Below are 17797 nucleotides of genomic sequence, written 5' to 3' on the forward strand. Positions count from 1 at the left end.
TCATCCGCCGCCGCCTCAAGCCCCTCCGGGCCCGGCGTGCACAGGTTCGAACGCCTGGCGCTCGATGTCCTCCAGCGCCGCCGTGTCACCGGCCGCGAGCACCAGCACCTGTCCCGGCAGTTCCAGCTCGCTCTCCAGACGGCGGCACAGGGCAAAGCGCGCCTGCGCATCCAGACCGCGCAATTGCACGAACAGCAGGTAGGTGCGCCGCTGGGGCATGGCGCGCAGTTGCTTGCACACCAGCCATGCGCGCGCTACCGCGCGGTGCAGGGCCAATTCGGCCTGCAACTCGCCGAGCTCGAACGCGCTCAGATCGTGGCGCGTCACGCGCTGGAAGAAAGGCGTGTCGTACAGCTCCTCCAGGGCGGCATCCTCCACCTCCTCCGCCTGGCGCACGCGCTCGCGCCAGCGCTTGAGGGCCTCGGCGTCATAGTCCCCACCGGCCTCGGCACGCTGCTCCAGCGCCTGCACCGCGCCGCGGGCCGCACCCCAGCGATGGGTGGGACTGCAGTCCCACAATGCCTCGCAACAGCGCAGGCGCCCTGCCACGTCCTGTGGCGCCAGGCTGTCGGCCAGCCCGAGCAGCGCACCCACATGGGCGGGTTCGCGCGCCAGCACGCGCTCGTACAGCGGCTGCACCGCGGCCTGCGGGTCCAGCCGGCGCATCAACCGCGCCAACTCCACGGTCTCGGTGGCGCTGTTGCCGGCCTGGGTGGACTGCAGGGTGCGCACGCGCTCCTGCGCCCGCTGCAGGCGGGCGTGGTGCTGCTTCCACACCGTGGCGTTGGCCTTGCACCACTGATCATCGAAGTGCGCCAGCCAGCCGCGCGCCTGCGCCCCCAGCAGCGACAGCGCCCCGCGCTGCGACCACGGCGGCAGCGTGGGGCGCCCACCCGTGAGCGCCTCCACCCGGTCGCGCAGCACGGGATGGGTGTCGTCCACGCCGCTCAGGCGCCGTACCGCTTCGCGCAGCGCCATCTGGGCGAAGGCCGGCTCCGGCGGCAGTGCCAGCAGGCGCTGCAGGGCGCCGTAGGGCCCGGCGGGCAGCGGTTGGGACAGCGCGCCCTGCCAGTGCTGGCGCCAGAACTGCTCGCCCAGCCAGGCGCCCTTGATCTCGACCTCGGTGAGCGCGGCGGCCACCTCATCCTGGCCCAGCAGGCGCGCGGCGATGCGGTCGGCCTCGTATTCGTCCTGGCGGGCCAGGGCGAAGGTCTTGGCGGCAAAGCGCGGCCAGTACCAGTCCAGAAACGCCCGCGTGGCCACGGCCATGGGGCCGGCATCGTCCTGCATGCCCTCGTGCAGGCGGTGCCAGCTCAGGCGGGTGCGGTAGATCCAGGCCGCAAAGCGCCCGTGGTCGCCACGCAGGTGGCCGTACTCGTGGGCCAGCACCGCCAGCAGGCGCTTTTTGTCCAGCGCCATGAGCAGCGGCAGACCGAGCGTGAGCTGATTGCGCGCACCGCCCAGCATGCCCCAGCGTGCCTCCTGGCGGATGCTGGCGTTGAAGTCGTCGTCCAGATACACCTCGTGGATGGGCGGCCCCTTGATCTTGCGGCGGATGCGCTCCAGCGCATCGAACAGTGCCGGCGCCTCACGCGCGGTGATCTGTACGCCCTGGGGCGGGCTGCGCGGCACCCACAGCGCACGCAGGCTCAGCCATAACAGGCCGCACGCGGCCATCACAATCCATACCCAGGCGAAGCGGAACTTGCCGTGGAGGAGTTGGGGCACCACCCACACCAGCATGCCCACGGCCAGCGCCAGGCAGCCCAGCACCCAGGCGTAGCCCAGCGCCGCAAAGGCGGCCACGCCGCGGCGGTAGGCACGGCTGTCGTCGGCGCTGGCCATCTCGCTCATGCGCACCATGTGTATGAAGTCCGCCTTCTCCATCAACCGCCCTCCCGTTGTGATGCGTATTTTTTCCACCGCGAATGCTATCCATGAACGATGAACTGCCACCCCTGGTTTGCACACCCCCCGGCCGCTATCGCCACTACAAAGGCGGGCTGTACGAGGTGCTCGGCACGGTACGCCACAGCGAGACGCTGGAGCCCATGACCCTGTACCGCGCGCTGTACGGCGAGCAGGGCCTGTGGGTGCGCCCGGCCGCCATGTTCAACGGGACGGTGGTGGTCGATGGCCTCGAGCAGCCGCGCTTCGCCGCGTGCGCGGGCACACCCGAGGATTGAAGCCAAATACGGCCCTTGCGCTTGTCCATCAAGCGGTAGCAGCTCCTCTTTCAATAGCAAATACCGCCTACTGGCTGCGCGCGCGGCCCGGCACCCCTGCCCTCCCTTGTCCTACGCCGGTGCCCAAAGGCGGGCACTACGGTGTAGTCAGGACGACAAGCGGCGGCGTGCGCAGGCGAGCCCCGTGCGCCGCGGAAAGGAGCCTTTCATGGACTATCTGCTACAGGGAATGTTTGGCGAGCGGTCGCTGACCAAGGTGGTCGCCGTGTTCAACGACCGGGCCGACGCGCAGGCGATGGTGGCGCGGCTGCAAAGCCTGCCCGGTATGGCGCCCGGCCAGGTGCGCATGCTGGGGCCGGAGGATGCGCGGGAAGACCATGCCGAGCACTTCGGCCGCACGCTGGAGCCGGAGCAGCGCGGTATCTTCCGCACGATGATCCGCGCCCACGTGGTGGCCGGTTTCGCGGGCGGCGTGGTCGGCCTGCTGCTGTACGCGTGGCTGCTGCGCTCGGGCACCCCGCTGATCGCCAGCAGCCCACTGCTGGCCTTCATCGCCGTGGTGGGCTTTTGCACCACCTTCGGCCTGTTGGCCGGCGGCCTGGTGACCATGCGCCCCGACCACGTGGGGCTGATCACCGAGGTGCGGGAAGCCCTGGAGCAGGGCCGCTGGGCGGTGGTGGTGCACCCGACCGACACCGCGCAGACACGGCAGGCGCGCGCACTACTGCAGGATGGCGGCGGCGCGCAGGTGGCGCGCACGCTGTGAGCGTGCTGCCCGGGCGGATTGCAAGCAAATCACGCTCCAGCGCACGCCCCATCAGCGCTAAAAGCTATCGATTTGCGAGCAAATGCGCCAGTACGGCGCGTGGATAGATCAGGTGTTCCTGCGTGAGCACGCGAGCGGCCAGCGCGTCGGCCGTATCACCCGGCAACACGGGCACCACCGCCTGGTCCAGGATGGGGCCCACGTCCAGTTCTGCCGTGACCTCGTGCACCGTGCAGCCGGCGAACCTGCATCCGGCGTCGATGGCGCGCTGGTGCGTGTGCAGGCCCGTGAAGGCCGGCAGCAGCGAGGGGTGGATGTTGACCAGCCGGCCCGCGAAATGGTCCACGAACCCCGGGGTAAGGATGCGCATGAAGCCGGCAAGCACCACCAGGGACGGCTCGTAAGCGTCGATGGCCTGGGCCAGCGCGGTGTCGAACGCCTCGCGCGAGGGATAGGCCTTGTGGTCCAGCACCTGGGTGGCAATGCCCTGCTCGCGCGCCAGCGCCAGGCCCTTGGCATCTGCCTTGTTGCTCAGCACCGCGGCCACACGGATGCCGTGGCGTCCTGCCCAGTCCTGCTGCTGCGCGGTGCGCACGATGGCCGCCATGTTGGAGCCGCCGCCGGAGATCAAAATCACGATGTTCTTCATTTGCCGGAAATTATCCCCTGCCCATGCCCTTTGACGCCCGCACCCGCCCCCTGACCGCGCCGCAAGCGCGCGTGCTTGCCACGCTGCTGGAAAAGTCCCGCACCGTGCCCGACAGCTATCCCCTCACCCTCAACAGCCTGCTGGCCGGCTGCAACCAAAAGAGCAGCCGCGATCCAGTCATGCAGCTCACCGAGAGCGAGGTGCAGCAGGCGCTGGATGAGCTGCGCCAGCAGACGCTGGTGCTGGAGATCGGCGGCGCGCGCGTGGCGCGCTGGGAGCACAACTTCACCCGCGGCGTGGGCGTACCCGACCAGTCCGCCGCGCTGCTGGGCCTGCTGATGCTGCGCGGCCCGCAAACCGCGGGCGAGCTGCGCATCAACGCCGAGCGCTGGCACCGCTTTGCCGATATCTCCTCGGTGGAGGCCTTCCTGGACGAGCTGCAGTCGCGCTCCGATGACAAGGGCGGGCCGCTGGTCACGCTGCTGCCGCGCGCACCGGGCGCGCGCGAGCCGCGCTGGGCCCACCTGCTGTGCGGCCCTGTGGATGCCAGCCCCGTCCAGATGGCCAGCGCATCGCCCGCGTCACGCAGCGAGGAAGACGGCGCACTGGCCCAGCGCGTACAGGCCCTGGAGGATGAGGTGGCCGCGCTGCGCGCCACCGTGCAGCGCCTGTGCGAGCAACTGGGCGTGGCCGAGCACTGACCTCGTCAAGACCCCGCCCCTGTCACGGTTCGGACAGGGCTGAAAAGCACGCCCGTGCTACAACGGCGGCTTCACAGGAGACAGCACATGGACCTTGCATTCACCCCCGAAGAGCAGGCATTCCGCGAGGAAATTCGCGCCTGGGTGCGCACCCACCTGCCCCAGGACATCGCACACAAGGTGCACAACGCCCTGCGCCTGACCAAGGACGACATGCAGCGCTGGGCCAAGATCCTCGGCGCCAAGGGCTGGCTGGGCTACGGCTGGCCCCGGGAGTTCGGCGGACCCGGCTGGAACGCCGTGCAAAAGCACTTGTTCGAAGAGGAATGCGCCCTCGCCGGCGCGCCGCGCATCGTGCCCTTCGGGCCGGTGATGGTGGCACCCGTGATCATGGCCTTTGGCAGCAAGGAGCAGCAGCAGCGCTTCCTGCCCGGCATCGCCAGCGGCGAGGTGTGGTGGAGCCAGGGCTACAGCGAGCCGGGTTCGGGCTCGGACCTGGCCAGCCTCAAGACCCGCGCCGAGCGCGTGGGCGACAAATACATCGTCAACGGCCAGAAGACCTGGACCACGCTCGGCCAGTACGGCGACTGGATGTTCAACCTGGTGCGCACCAGCACGGAGGGCAAGCCGCAGACGGGCATCAGCTTCCTGCTGCTGGACATGAAGTCGCCCGGCGTCACCGTACGGCCCATCAAGCTGCTGGATGGCGAGTGCGAGGTCAACGAGGTGTTCTTCGACAACGTCGAGGTGCCTGCCGACCAGCTCATCGGCGAGGAGAACAAGGGCTGGACCTACGCCAAGCACCTGCTCAGCCACGAGCGCACCAACATCGCCGACGTGAACCGCGCCAAGCGCGAGCTGGAGCGCTTGAAGCGCATCGCCAAGGCCGAGGGCGTGTGGGACGACATGCGCTTTCGCGACCAGATCGCGCTGCTGGAGGTGGACATCGTCGCGCTGGAGATGCTGGTGCTGCGCGTGCTGTCGATGGAAAAGAGCGGCAAGAACCCGCTGGACATCGCCGGCCTGCTGAAGATCCGCGGCAGCGAGATCCAGCAGCGCTACGCAGAGCTGATGATGCTGGCCGCCGGCCCGTTCGCCCTGCCCTTCATCGAGGAAGCCATGGAAGCCGGCTGGCAGGGCGACTTCCCTGGCGGCGTGGCCGCCAACGCCCCGCTCGCCTCCACCTACTTCAACCTGCGCAAGACCACCATCTACGGCGGCAGCAATGAAGTGCAACGCAATATCGTCGCTCAGACCGTGCTGGGTTAAGGAGACAAGACCATGGATTTCAACTTCTCCGACGACCAGCAGCAACTGCGCGACGCCGTGCGCCGCTGGGTGGACAAGGGTTACGGTTTCGAGCGCCGCCGCGCCATCGTGGCCGCGGGCGGATTTGACCGCGCCGCTTACAACGAGTTGGCCGAGCTGGGCCTCACGGCCCTCACCGTGCCCGAGGCCCACGGCGGCCTGGGCCAGGGCGCCGTGGATGCCATGGTGGCCATGGAAGAGCTGGGCCGCGGCATCGTGCTGGAGCCGCTGGCGCATGCGTTCATTGCGGCCCGCGTGCTTAGCGAATGCGCCGACGACAACATGCAGTCCGCCTGGCTACCGCGCATCGCCAGCGGCGAAGCCCTGGTGGTGCTGGCCCACCAGGAGCGCAAGGCCCGCTACCGCCTCGACGTTTGCGAGGCAAAAGCGGCTGCAGCGCCCGGTGGATATGCGCTCACAGCTATCAAAAGCGTAGTTCCGGCGGGCGACCAAGCGGACGCCTTCCTCGTGCCCGCACAGCTCGATGGCCGCATCGCGCTGTTCCTGGTGGAACGCAGCGCGGCCGGCGTGGCCACGCGCGGCTACCTCACGCAGGACGGCAGCCGCGCCGCCGAACTGTCGCTGACCCAGGCGCCCGCCACACTCGCCACCGCCGACGGCCTGGCCGCGCTGGAGCTGGCCGTGGACACCGGCATTGCCGCCGCCTGCGCCTACGCCGTGGGCGCCATGGAGCAGACCCTGTCCATCACCGCCGACTACATGAACCAGCGCAAGCAGTTCGGCGTGCCCATCGCCAGCTTCCAGGCGCTGCGCCACCGCATCGCCGACATGAAGATGCAGCTGGAGCTGGCGCGCTCCATGAGCTACTACGCCAGCCTGAAGCTGGGCGAGGAAGCCGGCGAGCGCCGCCGCGCCCTGGCGCGCGCCAAGGTGCAACTGGGCCAGTCCATGCGCTTCGTCGGCCAGCAGGCGGTGCAACTGCACGGCGGCATCGGCGTGACGGACGAGTACATCATCAGCCACTACTTCAAGACGCTCACGCAGCTGGAGATGTCGTGGGGCGACACGCTGCACCACCTGGGCGAGGTGGGCGCGCGCATGCAGGACACGGCGGGGGTGTTTGCCTAAGGGCCCGTCCTCAACGCAAAACGCGGCCCCTCGGCCGCGTTTTTTTGAATGCTGCCAACGTCAGCTCAACAGCCGCGACGACTTGGGCACGTGGGCCATGAGGAACTCCATCTGGTCGGCCAGGATGCGCCGGTTGCGCAGGATGAAGTCTTCCCACAGGCTGGGTACGTAAGGCGTGTACAGCAGCGGCATATGCGCCTGCTCGGGCGTACGCGGGCCCTTGCGGTGGTTGCAGGGGCGGCACGAGGTGACCACGTTCATCCAGTGGTCCACGCCGTTCCTGGCAAACGGCACGATGTGCTCACGGGTCAGGTCCTGTTCCTGGAAATGCCCTCCGCAGTAGGCGCACACGTTGCGGTCGCGTGCGAACAGCTTGGCGTTGGTGAGGCTGGGGTAGAGGTCGAAGGGGTTGATGTTCGGCACGCCACGCGTACCGATGATGCTGCTTACCGCGATCTGTGACTGCTCGCCGGTGATGGCGTTATGGCCACCGCGAAACAGCGCGACCTGCGCGCCGATCTCCCAGCGCACCTCGCCCGCGGCGTAGTGGGTGACCGCCTGCTCCAGCGTTATCCAGGATTGCGGCAGCCCCTGGGCCGACAGCTTCAAGACCTTCACAACACGCCTCCTGCCATGGAACACAAGAATCGGAACGTTGATGTCTCGCCGGTCGCACTGTGCAGCGCAGCCGGTAGCGCACAATATACTCTTTTTCATGACAAATTGGCGTCAAGCGCTTGATGGACTTGCGCCAGCCGCTATCAAAAGAAAAGCACTGCGATGAAGATCTTCCGCGGCTTCAATCACCCGGACGTGGCATCGGCCTGCGCCCTCACCATCGGCAATTTCGACGGCGTGCACCGCGGCCACCAGGCCATGCTGGCCCTGCTGAACAGCGAGGCGCAGCACCGCGGCGTGCAAAGCTGCGTGCTGACCTTCGAGCCGCATCCGCGCGACTACTTCGCCGGGGTGCACAAGCGCCCGGATCTCGCGCCCGCGCGCATCGGCACGTTGCGCGACAAGCTGTCCGAGCTGGCGCGCTGCGGCGTGCAGCAGACCATCGTGCTGCCGTTCAACGAAAAGCTGGCACGCCAGGCACCCCAGGCCTTCATCGACGATGTGGTGGTGGGCGGCCTGGGTGCGCGCTACCTGCTGGTGGGCGACGATTTCCGCTTCGGCGCGCAGCGCGCGGGGGACTACGCCATGCTGGACACCGCCGGCCGCGAGCGCGGCTTCGAGGTGGCGCGCATGAACAGCTACGAGGTGCACGGGCTGCGTGTTTCCAGCTCCGCCGTGCGCGACGCCCTGGGCGCCGGCGACATGGAGGAAGCCACTCGCCTGCTGGGGCGCCCGTACGCGATCTCTGGCCACGTGGTGCATGGACGCAAGCTGGGCCGGTCGCTGGGCCGCTCCGCCGCCAGCGGGCCTCACCAGGACGGCTTTCGCACGCTGAACCTGCGCTTTGCGCACTGGAAACCGGCCGCCAGCGGCATCTTCGCGGTACTGGTGCACGGGCTGGACGCAGAGCCCCTGCCCGGTGTGGCCAACCTGGGCGTGCGCCCGTCGCTGGACCCGAGCGACGTGAACGGCGGGCGCGTGCTGCTGGAGACGCATTGCCTGCAGTGGCCCGCTCACCTGGGGGCCGAGGGGGCCTACGGTAAAATCGTGCGCGTGGAACTCCTGCACAAACTGCACGACGAGCTGAAGTACGACAGCCTGGGCGCCCTCACAACCGGCATCGCCAAGGACTGCGATGACGCCCGCGCGTACTTCGCATCCTCCCACGCAGAGACCCGTCGCCAGACCACCCGCGACCGAATTTGACGGGGCCGCCTTCGCCCCGCCAGCGCTTGGCGGGCCGCGCCAGCCCCGCCCGTGTCCTGCCCCCGTGTTTGCCTTTCGGGCCACGCCCGGAACGCCCTTGACCTGAAGGTTCCCATGTCCGATTCCAACCCCAAGAACGCCCCCGCCAGTGCCTACCGCGGCACGCTGAACATGCCCGACACGCCCTTCCCCATGCGCGGCGACCTGCCCAAGCGCGAGCCGGGCTGGGTCAAGGAATGGGACGACAAGGGCATCTACAAGAAGCTGCGCGACGCCCGCAGCGGCGCGCCGAAGTTCATCCTGCACGACGGCCCGCCGTACGCCAACGGCCAGCTGCACATCGGCCACGCGGTGAACAAGATCCTGAAGGACATGATCATCAAGGCGCGCCAGCTCGAGGGCTTTGACGCGATCTACGTGCCGGGCTGGGACTGCCACGGCCTGCCGATCGAGAACGCCATCGAAAAGCTGCACGGCCGCAACCTGCCGCGCGACGAGATGCAGGCCAAGGGCCGCGCGTTTGCCACCGAGCAGATCGCGCAGCAGATGGTGGACTTCAAGCGCCTGGGCGTGCTGGGGGACTGGGACAACCCGTACAAGACCATGAATTTTGCGAGCGAGGCCGGCGAGATCCGCGCGCTCAAGAAGGTCATGGAGCGCGGTTTCGTGTACCGTGGCTTGAAGCCCGTGTACTGGTGCTTCGACTGCGCCTCGTCGCTGGCGGAGTTCGAGATCGAATACCAGGACAAGAAGAGCCAGACGCTGGACGTGGCGTTCAAGGCACATGAGCCGGCCAAGCTGGCCGCTGCCTTCGGCCTGCCCGCCCTGTCCAAGGACGCCTTCGCGGTCATCTGGACCACCACCGCCTGGACCATTCCCGCCAACCAGGCACTGAACCTCAATCCCGAGCTGCCGTACGCGCTGGTGGACACCGAGCGCGGCCTGTTCATCGTGGCCGAATCACTGGTCGAGGCCTGCATGACGCGCTGGGGCCTCACGGGCCAGGTGCTGGCCGTGGTGCCCGGCGAAAAGCTCGCGGGCCTGGAGTTCGAGCATCCGCTGTACGACATGGACGCGGGCTACCGGCGCCTGTCGCCCGTGTACCTGGCCGACTACGCCACTGCCAGCGATGGCACGGGCCTGGTGCACTCCTCGCCCGCCTATGGCGTGGACGACTTCAACTCCTGCGTCGCCCACGGCATGGCCTACGACCAGATCCTGAACCCCGTGCAGGGCAACGGCACCTACGCGGCGGACTTTCCGCTGTTCGGCGGCCAGCACATCTGGAAGGCCGTGCCCGTCATCATCGACGCACTCAAGGTCGCCGGCCGCCTGCTGAACACCACCACCATCACCCACAGCTACCCGCACTGCTGGCGCCACAAGACGCCCGTGATCTACCGCGCCGCGGCGCAGTGGTTCGTGCGCATGGACGAGGGCGAGGGCGTATTCACCGACCCGGCGCAGAAACCCGCACAGACCCTGCGCCAGATCGCGCTGGAAGCCATCGAGCACACGGCCTTCTACCCGGACAACGGCAAGGCCCGCCTGCGCGACATGATTGCCGGACGGCCCGACTGGTGCATCTCGCGCCAGCGCAGCTGGGGCGTGCCGATCCCGTTCTTCCTGCACCAGGACTCGGGCGAGCTGCACCCGCGCACCATGGAGATCATCGACCGGGCCGCAGAGATCGTCGAGCAGGGCGGCATCGAAGCCTGGAGCCGTGTGACGGCCGAGGAGATCCTGGGTGCGGAGGACGCCAAGCACTACACCAAGAGCACCGACATCCTGGAAGTGTGGTTCGACTCCGGCTCCACCTTCTGGCATGTGATGCGCGGCACCCACCCCACCATGCACCATGACGAGGGTCCCGAGGCCGACCTGTACCTCGAAGGCCATGACCAGCACCGCGGCTGGTTCCACAGCTCGCTGCTGCTGGCCAGCGCCATCTTCGGGCGCGCACCCTACCGCGGCCTGCTCACGCACGGCTTCACGGTGGACGGCCAGGGCAAGAAGATGAGCAAGTCGCTGGGCAACACGGTCTCGCCGCAGGAGGTGAGCGGCAAGCTGGGCGCCGAAATCATCCGCCTGTGGTGTGCCGCCACCGACTACTCGGGCGACCTGGCCATCGACGACAAGATCCTGGCGCGCGTGGTGGACGCCTACCGCCGCATCCGCAACACGCTGCGCTTCTTGCTCGCCAACGTGAGCGACTTCGACCCAGCCCAGGACGCCGTGCCGTTCGAGCAGATGCTGGAGATCGACCGCTACGCCCTCTCGCGCGCGGCGCAACTGCAGCAGGACATCCTGGCGCACTACAAGGTGTACGAGTTCCACCCCGTGGTCGCCAAGCTGCAGCTGTACTGCTCGGAAGACCTGGGGGGCTTTTACCTCGACGTGCTCAAGGACCGCCTGTACACCACGGCGCCCAAGAGCCTGGCGCGCCGCAGCGCGCAGACCGCCCTCTACCAGATCACCCACGCCATGCTGCGCTGGATGGCGCCGTTCCTGTCCTTCACGGCCGAAGAAGCGTGGAAGGTGTTCGGCCAGTCCGAGACCATCTACCTGGAGACCTACCAGACCATTCCCACGGCCGACGAGGGCCTGGCCGCCAAGTGGGAGCGCCTGCGTGAGATCCGCGACGCGGTGAACAAGGAGATCGAGACCGTGCGCGCTGCCGGCACCGTGGGCTCGTCGCTGCAGGCTGTGGTCACGCTCACTGCCGCGCCCGAAGACCATGCGCTGCTGGCCAGCCTGGGCGACGACCTGAAGTTCGTGCTCATCGTTTCAGCTACACATTTGGTAGCTGGAAGCGCCCTGCAGATCAGCGTTGCAGCCAGTTCCGATGCCAAGTGCGAGCGCTGCTGGCACTACCGTGCCGACGTGGGCCAGAATCCCGAGCACCCCACGCTCTGCGGGCGCTGCGACAGCAACTTGCATGGCGCCGGTGAAAACCGGGTGCACGCCTGATGGCGCGCGCCGCTGCCTCCCGCAGCGCCAGCCTGTGGCCCTGGCTGGCCTGGGCCGTGCTGCTCGTCATTGCCGACCAGTTCACCAAGACGCTGATCCTGGGCTACTACCGCCTGGGCGACGCGACCTACGTGACCAGCTTCTTCAACATCGTGCGGGCGCACAACACCGGGGCGGCGTTCTCCTTCCTGGCCGATGCCGGGGGATGGCAGCGCTGGCTGTTCACGGGCATTGCGCTGGCAACGGCGGTCTTCATCCTGTGGCAGCTGCGCGCCCACCCGGGGCAGAAGCTGTTCTGCTTCGCGCTGTCCAGCATCCTGGGTGGTGCCATCGGCAACGTGGTGGACCGCCTGCAGCACGGCTACGTCGTGGACTTCCTGGACTTTCACCTGCGCGGCTGGCACTTCCCCGCGTTCAACGTGGCCGACTGCGCCATCACCGTGGGTGCGGCCTGCCTGATCCTGGACGAGCTGCTGCGCGTGCGCCGCACCGGCTGACACCCGCCTGGGCGCAACCACGGCGCCCGTTCGCGGGTATGCTGCGCTGTTTCATGGTCGCACGACGACCCGTTGGAAGAGCCCAAGCCCACCCATGAAACACCTGCTGAATCTGCTGGCCGCCATTGCCCTGCTGGTCTGGGGCACGCACCTCGTGCGCACCGGCGTGCTGCGCGTGTTCGGCGCCAATCTGCGCACCATGCTGGCGCGCAGCATGGGCAACCGCTTTTCCGCCGCGCTCTCGGGCATGGGGGTGACGGCCCTGGTGCAGTCCAGCACCGCCACCTCGCTCATGACCTCGTCCTTCGTGGGCCAGGGGCTGATCACGCTGCCCGCGGCGCTGGCCGTGATGCGCGGCGCCGACGTGGGCACCGCGCTCATGTCCGTGCTGTTCTCGCTGGACCTGTCGTGGCTGTCGCCGCTGTTCATCTTCGTGGGCGTGGTGCTGTTCATCGCGCGCCAGGCCGGCACCGCCGGGCGCGTGGGGCGCGTGCTGATCGGCCTGGGGCTGATGCTGCTGGCGCTGGAGATGGTGATGCAGGCCAGCGGCCCCATGCTGGCCTCGCCCGTCATCAAGATGGTGCTGGGCTCGGTGCGCAGCGACATTGCGCTGGAGATCATCCTGGGCACGGTGCTGGCCGTGCTGGCCTACTCCAGCCTCGCCATCGTGCTGCTGATCGCGGCCATGGCCGCCTCGCACGTGGTGCCGCTGGACGTGGCCCTGGGCCTGGTGCTGGGCGCCAATCTGGGCAGCGGCCTGGTGGCGGTACTGACCACCGCCAAGTCGGCCGTGGAGGTGCGCCAGGTGACCGTGGGCAACCTGGTGTTCAAGGTCCTGGGCGTGCTGCTGGTGGCCCCGTTCATCGGGCTGTGGCTGCGGCACCTGCAGCCGCACATGCCCGGCACGGCCCAGGGCGTGGTGCTGTTCCACCTGGCCTACAACATCCTCATCAGCGTGGGCTTCATCGGCTTCACGCAATGGGTGGCGCGCGCCGTGGCGTGGCTGCTGCCCAAGCCCGAAAGCGCGCAGCGCCGCCGCCCGCAGCACCTGGACCCGTCCGCGCTGTCCACGCCCTCGCTGGCCATCTCCTGCGCGGCGCGCGAGGCGCTGTACCAGGCCGACGTGGTGGAGACCATGCTGCTGGGCGTGCTGCAGGTCATACGCCACAACGACCAGGACCTGGCCGAACGCCTGCGCAAGATGGACGACGAGGTGGACGAGCTGTACTCCGCCATCAAGTACTACCTGACGAAGATCTCGCGCGAGGCCCTGGGCGAGGAGGAAAGCCGCCGCTGGGCCGACATCATCAGCTTCACCATCAACATGGAGCAGGTGGGCGACATCATCGAGCGCGTGCTGCAGGACATCGAGGACAAGAAGATCCGCAAGGGCCGCGACTTCTCCGAGGCCGGCATGGCCGAGATCACCGAACTGCACCAGCGCCTGGTGGACAACCTGCGCCTGGGCATGAGCGTGTTCCTGAACGGCAACCTGCGCGACGCGCAGCGCCTGCTGGAGGAGAAGGTGCGCTTTCGCGACCTGGAGCGCGCCTACGCCGCCAGCCACCTACTACGACTGTCGGACGGCACGGTGCCGGCCATGGAGACCAGCTCGCTGCACATCGACCTGATCAGCGACCTCAAGCGCATCAACTCGCACATCTGCTCCATCGCCTACCCCATCCTGGAGTCGGCCGGCGCGCTGGCCCCCAGCCGCCTCAAGGCCCTGCGCGCGGCGCCCGCGCCGCTGAACGATCACCCCTGAGGCGCTGCCGCCTGGGGACGGCGCGCATAGCGCTGCGCCAGCACCGCGCACACCATGAGCTGCATCTGGTGGAACACCATCAGTGGCAGCACGATGGCGCCCGCGGCCTCCGAGGGGAACAGCACCTTGGCCATGGGTACGCCGCTCACCAGGCTCTTCTTGGAGCCGCAGAACACGATGGTGATCTCATCCTCCTTGGAAAAACCCAGGCGCCGCGCCAGCCAGGTGGTGGCGGTGAGCGCCAGCCCCAAGATCACCGCGCACACCACCAGAAGGCCGGCCAGCGCGGGCAGCGGCAATTCGCGCCACAGGCCGCCCACCACGGCTGCGCTGAATGCGGTGTAGACCACCAGCAGCACCGAGCCCTGGTCCACGTACTTGAGCGTCGCTGCGTGGCGGCTGATGAAACCGCCGATCCACGGCCGCAGCAGGTGCCCCGCAACGAAGGGCAGCATCAGCTGCAGCATGATGCGACCGATGCTGCCCAGTACATCCTGCTGCACCGTGCCCGAGGCCTGCGGCAGCACCACGCCCACCAACAGCGGCGTGATCACGATACCCAGCAGGGTGGAGGCCGAGGCGCTGCAGATGGCCGCCGCCATGTTGCCACGCGCCACCGCCGTGAACGCGATGGCCGACTGCACCGTGGCCGGCAGCACACACAGGAACAGCACGCCGGTGTACAGCTCTGGCGTCACCAGCGGCTGCAGCACCGGCCGCAGCACCAGGCCCAGCACCGGAAACAGCATGAAGGTGCTGGCCACCACCAGCAGGTGCAACCGCCAGTGGCCGATGCCTGCGATCACGGCCTCGCGCGACAGCTTGGCGCCATGCATGAAGAACAACAGCGCCACCACGCCCACGGTGGCCTTCTCGAAAAACGCGCCCACGGCGCCGGATGCTGGCAGCAGGCTGGCCAGCGTGACGGTGGCCACGAGGGCAAGGGTGAAGTTGTCGGGCAGCAGACGGGAACGGGCCATGGTGTGCGAGGAGCGGTGGAGAAAGCGTGCCGTAGTGCGGCGAGCCTGCCGGCGCAGGCATGAGGCCTGGATTGTCGGGCAAGTACCCCTATGGCGTCGGCGCGCCGCATGTTCTCCAGTCCGCTGCACAGGCAACCGCCGCGGCGGCGCTTCAATAACGAATGAGATCGCTGTCTAACGCTTGTCAATCAAGTGGTAACAGCTATTATTTTAATAGCAAATCACCAACCGTAGAAACCAGCCAGCACCAGCGCCGCCTCCGGCGTGAACATCCCTTGGGCCAGGCGCTCGTGCACCTCGCCATGGGTGAGACATTCGAAGCGCGCCACTTCGCCATCCTGGTTCACCGGCACCACGCCCTCGGGCACGGTGGCGTGGAACCAGTCGATGCGCTCCACCATGTAGCCGGTGCCACCCGCCTCGCTGCTGGGCTGCGCAAACTGCACCTGGCCGCCGGCTGCCAGGGCCTGCAGTTGCTCCAGGCGCAGCCCGGCCTCCTCCCATGTCTCGCGCGCCACGGCTTCATGCAGGCTGTCGGCCGCGGACACCATTCCGCCCATCAGCGTGTCCCACTGGCCGGGGTTGTTGGGCTTGGTGAAGGAGCGCTGCTGCACCCACAGGGCGCCCCCCGCCGTGCAGCCCACCAGGTGCACGGCCTGCGTGGCCAAACCCAGCACGCGCACGGCCCCGCGCTCCACGGTCGCCAGGCGCCGGCCATCGGGCGTGCACACGGCCAGTTGCTCGTCGCGCCAGGGGCCGCAGCAGCCCGCCGTGCGCAGCGCATGGGCCAGCGCATTCAGCGCCGCCGTGGCCTCCTGCGCCGGCAGGGCCCACGCGGGTTGCCCTTGATGCTCTACTTGTGATAGCTGCCAGCGCTTGTCCAGTAACCTTTGAATGCCAATCTGGTCAAAAACCGCGGCATCCACCGACCCCACGCACTCGCGCCCCAACAGCAGCGGCACGCGCGGTGCCACTGGCGGGCAATGCGCCTGCCGGCGTGCGGCGGCCACCCAGGCGGGCGCCGGCTGGCTGGGCGCCGTCATTCCAGCGTGAGGATGGTGGAGCCCGTGGTCTTGCGCGCCTCCAGGTCGCGGTGCGCCTGCTGCACGTCGCGCAGCGCATAGCGCTGGGCAATGTGGATCTTCACCTGGCCGCTGGCCACCACGGCGAACAGGTCGTCTGCCATGGCCTGCGTGGCCTCGCGCGTGGTGATGTGGCTGAACAGCGTCTGGCGCGTGACGTACAGCGAGCCCTTGGCGCCCAGCATACCGGGTGCGAACGGCGCCACGGGGCCCGACGCGTTGCCGAAGCTGGCCATCAACCCGAAGGGACGCAGGCAATCCAGCGACTTGTCCCAGGTGTCCTTGCCCACGGAGTCGTACACCACCTTCACGCCGCGCCCGCCGGTGACCTCCTTGACCCGGGCGGCGAAGTCTTCCTTGGCATAGTTGATGGCGTAGGCCGCGCCGTTGTCCAGCGCCAGCTGGCACTTGGCGTCCGATCCTGCGGTGCCGATGAGCTGCAGGCCCAGGGCCTTGGCCCACTGGCAGGCGATCAGGCCCACGCCCCCCGCGGCCGCGTGGAACAGCACGAAGTCGCCGGGCTCCAGCCCTTCGACGGGGCGGGTTTTCTTCAGCAGATACTGGGCGGTCAGGCCCTTGAGCATCATGGCCGCACCGGTCTCGAAGCTGATCGCATCGGGCAGCTTGCACACGCACTTGGCGGGCATCACGCGCACTTCGCAGTAGCTGCCGGGCGGCTGGCTGGCGTAGGCCGCGCGGTCGCCCACGCGCAGGTGCGTGACGCCCTCGCCCACCGCCTCGATCACGCCCGCGCCCTCCATGCCGATGCTGGCCGGCATGTTCAAGGGGTACAGGCCGGTGCGGTGGTACACGTCGATGAAGTTCAGGCCCACCGCGCGGTGGCGGATGCGCACCTCGCCCGGGCCGGGCTCGCCGACCTGCACGTCAACGATCTGGAGTTCTTCGGGGCCACCGTGCTGGCGGATCTGAACGGCGAGGGTCATGGGAATGGGTCTCCTGGAATGATTGCAAGCGAACGCCGCAGATGCTGCCATGATTTGCCAGCCCTTGCCGTGCGCGGGACACACACGGGAGGACGCCGACTGTCACGCCTTTCGCTTACAGTTGCTGCCCCTATGACCCAACGACTCTCACCGGGCACGATTGCGATGCTCGTGGCCGCGCCGCTGCTATGGGCCGGCAATGCCGTGGTCGGACGCGCGCTGAACACGCTGATCCCGCCCATCACCCTGAACTTCGTGCGCTGGCTGCTGGCGTTTGCGCTGCTGCTGCCGCTAGCCTGGCAGGTGCTGCGCCCCGGCAGCCCGCTGTGGCCGCACTGGCGCCGCTATGCGCTGCTGGGCCTGCTGGGCATCGGCAGCTACAACGCGCTGCAGTACCTGGCGCTGCAGACCTCCACGCCGCTGAACGTGACGCTAGTGGGCTCGGGCATGCCGGTATGGATGCTCATCATCGGCGCGCTGTGCTTCGGCGTGCCGGCCTCGCGCAGGCAAATAGCGGGGGTGCTGCTGTCGGTGGCCGGCGTAGTGCTGGTGCTCAGCCGCGGCAGCTGGGAGCAGTTGCTGGCACTGCGCCTGGTGCCGGGCGACCTGTACATGGTCGCGGCCACCATCTCCTGGTCGTTCTACAGCTGGCTGCTGGTGCGCACCAGCGAGCCGCGCGAACTGCGCGGCGACTGGGCGGCCTTCCTCATGGCGCAGATGATCTTTGGACTGGGCTGGTCGGGCGCCTTTGCGGGCGTGGAATGGTCACTGGGCGCCACGCAGATCACCTGGGGCTGGCCGCTGGCTGCTGGCCTGGCCTTCATCGCCGTGGGCCCGGCCATCCTGGCCTATCGCTTTTGGGGCGTGGCGGCGCAACGCGCGGGGCCGGTGGTGGGGGGATTTTTCATCAACCTCACACCGCTGTTCGCGGCAGTGCTGTCCACGGTCTTCCTCGGAGAAGCGCCGCACCTGTACCACGCCCTGGCGTTCGCGCTGATCGTGGGTGGCATCGTGGTGTCGTCGCGCAGGGCCTAGG

The 17797-nt window shown here is 68.3% G+C and carries 16 protein-coding genes; 10 read left to right on the forward strand and 6 right to left on the reverse strand.

The window, feature by feature from the left end; all coding sequences use genetic code 11:
- Positions 1–15: 15 nt before the first annotated feature.
- Positions 16–1887, reverse strand: a complete 1872-nt coding sequence (locus tag DTPSY_RS13655; RefSeq protein ID WP_015914052.1) for a M48 family metallopeptidase — start codon at positions 1885–1887, stop codon at positions 16–18.
- 50 nt (positions 1888–1937) lie between these two features.
- Between DTPSY_RS13655 and DTPSY_RS13660 the strand changes: the two genes are divergently transcribed.
- Positions 1938–2186 (forward strand): DUF1653 domain-containing protein, encoded by a 249-nt coding sequence (locus tag DTPSY_RS13660; RefSeq protein WP_041838881.1) that lies wholly within the window; start codon positions 1938–1940, stop codon positions 2184–2186.
- Positions 2187–2394: 208 nt separating this feature from the next.
- A complete protein-coding gene (locus DTPSY_RS13665) occupies positions 2395–2952 on the forward strand; it encodes a hypothetical protein (protein ID WP_015914054.1) in 558 nt (185 codons plus the stop codon).
- A 64-nt stretch (positions 2953–3016) separates the two neighbouring features.
- Here DTPSY_RS13665 and purN read toward each other — a convergent pair whose 3' ends face one another.
- Complete coding sequence (gene purN / locus DTPSY_RS13670; protein ID WP_015914055.1) at positions 3017–3601, reverse strand: phosphoribosylglycinamide formyltransferase; 585 nt, start codon at positions 3599–3601, stop codon at positions 3017–3019.
- 23 nt (positions 3602–3624) lie between these two features.
- Here purN and DTPSY_RS13675 point away from each other — a divergent pair, with 23 nt between their 5' ends.
- The 3 genes from DTPSY_RS13675 to DTPSY_RS13685 all read left to right on the forward strand — a co-directional run bounded on the left by DTPSY_RS13675 (position 3625) and on the right by DTPSY_RS13685 (position 6699).
- Positions 3625–4302 carry a YceH family protein gene (locus DTPSY_RS13675; protein ID WP_015914056.1) on the forward strand — a complete coding sequence of 226 codons (678 nt, stop codon included), beginning with the start codon at positions 3625–3627 and terminating at the stop codon, positions 4300–4302.
- Positions 4303–4389: 87 nt separating this feature from the next.
- The gene (locus DTPSY_RS13680) at positions 4390–5571 is read left to right on the forward strand and encodes an acyl-CoA dehydrogenase family protein (protein ID WP_015914057.1); all 1182 of its coding nucleotides are present in this window, start codon (positions 4390–4392) and stop codon (positions 5569–5571) included.
- A gap of 12 nt (positions 5572–5583) precedes the next feature.
- Positions 5584–6699, forward strand: a complete 1116-nt coding sequence (locus DTPSY_RS13685) for an acyl-CoA dehydrogenase family protein (RefSeq protein ID WP_015914058.1) — start codon at positions 5584–5586, stop codon at positions 6697–6699.
- Between the two features lie 60 nt (positions 6700–6759).
- On the opposite strand, the gene DTPSY_RS13690 is transcribed toward DTPSY_RS13685, so the two are convergent.
- A complete protein-coding gene (locus DTPSY_RS13690; protein WP_011806507.1) occupies positions 6760–7317 on the reverse strand; it encodes an HNH endonuclease in 558 nt (185 codons plus the stop codon).
- 162 nt (positions 7318–7479) lie between these two features.
- On the opposite strand from DTPSY_RS13690, the gene DTPSY_RS13695 reads away from it, so the two are divergent.
- The 4 genes from DTPSY_RS13695 (at position 7480) to DTPSY_RS13710 (ending at position 13755) form a co-directional block, all read left to right on the forward strand.
- Entirely contained in the window at positions 7480–8523 is a 1044-nt protein-coding gene (locus DTPSY_RS13695) for a bifunctional riboflavin kinase/FAD synthetase (RefSeq protein WP_015914059.1), read from the forward strand.
- Positions 8524–8637: 114 nt separating this feature from the next.
- Positions 8638–11493, forward strand: a complete 2856-nt coding sequence (gene ileS, locus DTPSY_RS13700; protein ID WP_015914060.1) for an isoleucine--tRNA ligase — start codon at positions 8638–8640, stop codon at positions 11491–11493.
- Entirely contained in the window at positions 11493–11990 is a 498-nt protein-coding gene (lspA, locus tag DTPSY_RS13705; RefSeq protein WP_015914061.1) for a signal peptidase II, read from the forward strand. Before ileS ends, lspA begins: the two co-directional genes overlap by 1 nt.
- 94 nt (positions 11991–12084) lie before the next feature.
- Positions 12085–13755, forward strand: coding sequence for a Na/Pi cotransporter family protein (locus DTPSY_RS13710; RefSeq protein ID WP_015914062.1), 1671 nt, complete (start codon positions 12085–12087; stop codon positions 13753–13755).
- Here DTPSY_RS13710 and DTPSY_RS13715 read toward each other — a convergent pair.
- The 3 genes from DTPSY_RS13715 to DTPSY_RS13725 all read right to left on the reverse strand — a co-directional run bounded on the left by DTPSY_RS13715 (position 13746) and on the right by DTPSY_RS13725 (position 16761).
- A complete protein-coding gene (locus DTPSY_RS13715) occupies positions 13746–14735 on the reverse strand; it encodes a bile acid:sodium symporter family protein (RefSeq protein WP_015914063.1) in 990 nt (329 codons plus the stop codon). The two genes, DTPSY_RS13710 and DTPSY_RS13715, sit on opposite strands and share 10 nt — an antisense overlap.
- Positions 14736–14956: 221 nt before the next feature.
- Positions 14957–15778, reverse strand: a complete 822-nt coding sequence (locus tag DTPSY_RS13720) for an NUDIX hydrolase (RefSeq protein ID WP_015914064.1) — start codon at positions 15776–15778, stop codon at positions 14957–14959.
- A complete protein-coding gene (locus tag DTPSY_RS13725; RefSeq protein ID WP_015914065.1) occupies positions 15775–16761 on the reverse strand; it encodes a quinone oxidoreductase family protein in 987 nt (328 codons plus the stop codon). Before DTPSY_RS13725 ends, DTPSY_RS13720 begins: the two co-directional genes overlap by 4 nt.
- 132 nt (positions 16762–16893) lie before the next feature.
- Here DTPSY_RS13725 and DTPSY_RS13730 point away from each other — a divergent pair, with 132 nt between their 5' ends.
- The gene (locus DTPSY_RS13730; protein WP_041838882.1) at positions 16894–17796 is read left to right on the forward strand and encodes a DMT family transporter; all 903 of its coding nucleotides are present in this window, start codon (positions 16894–16896) and stop codon (positions 17794–17796) included.
- The last annotated feature ends 1 nt before the right edge of the window (position 17797 follow it).

It is taken from the genome of [Acidovorax] ebreus TPSY, assembly GCF_000022305.1.
Lineage (GTDB): Bacteria > Pseudomonadota > Gammaproteobacteria > Burkholderiales > Burkholderiaceae_C > Diaphorobacter > Diaphorobacter nitroreducens.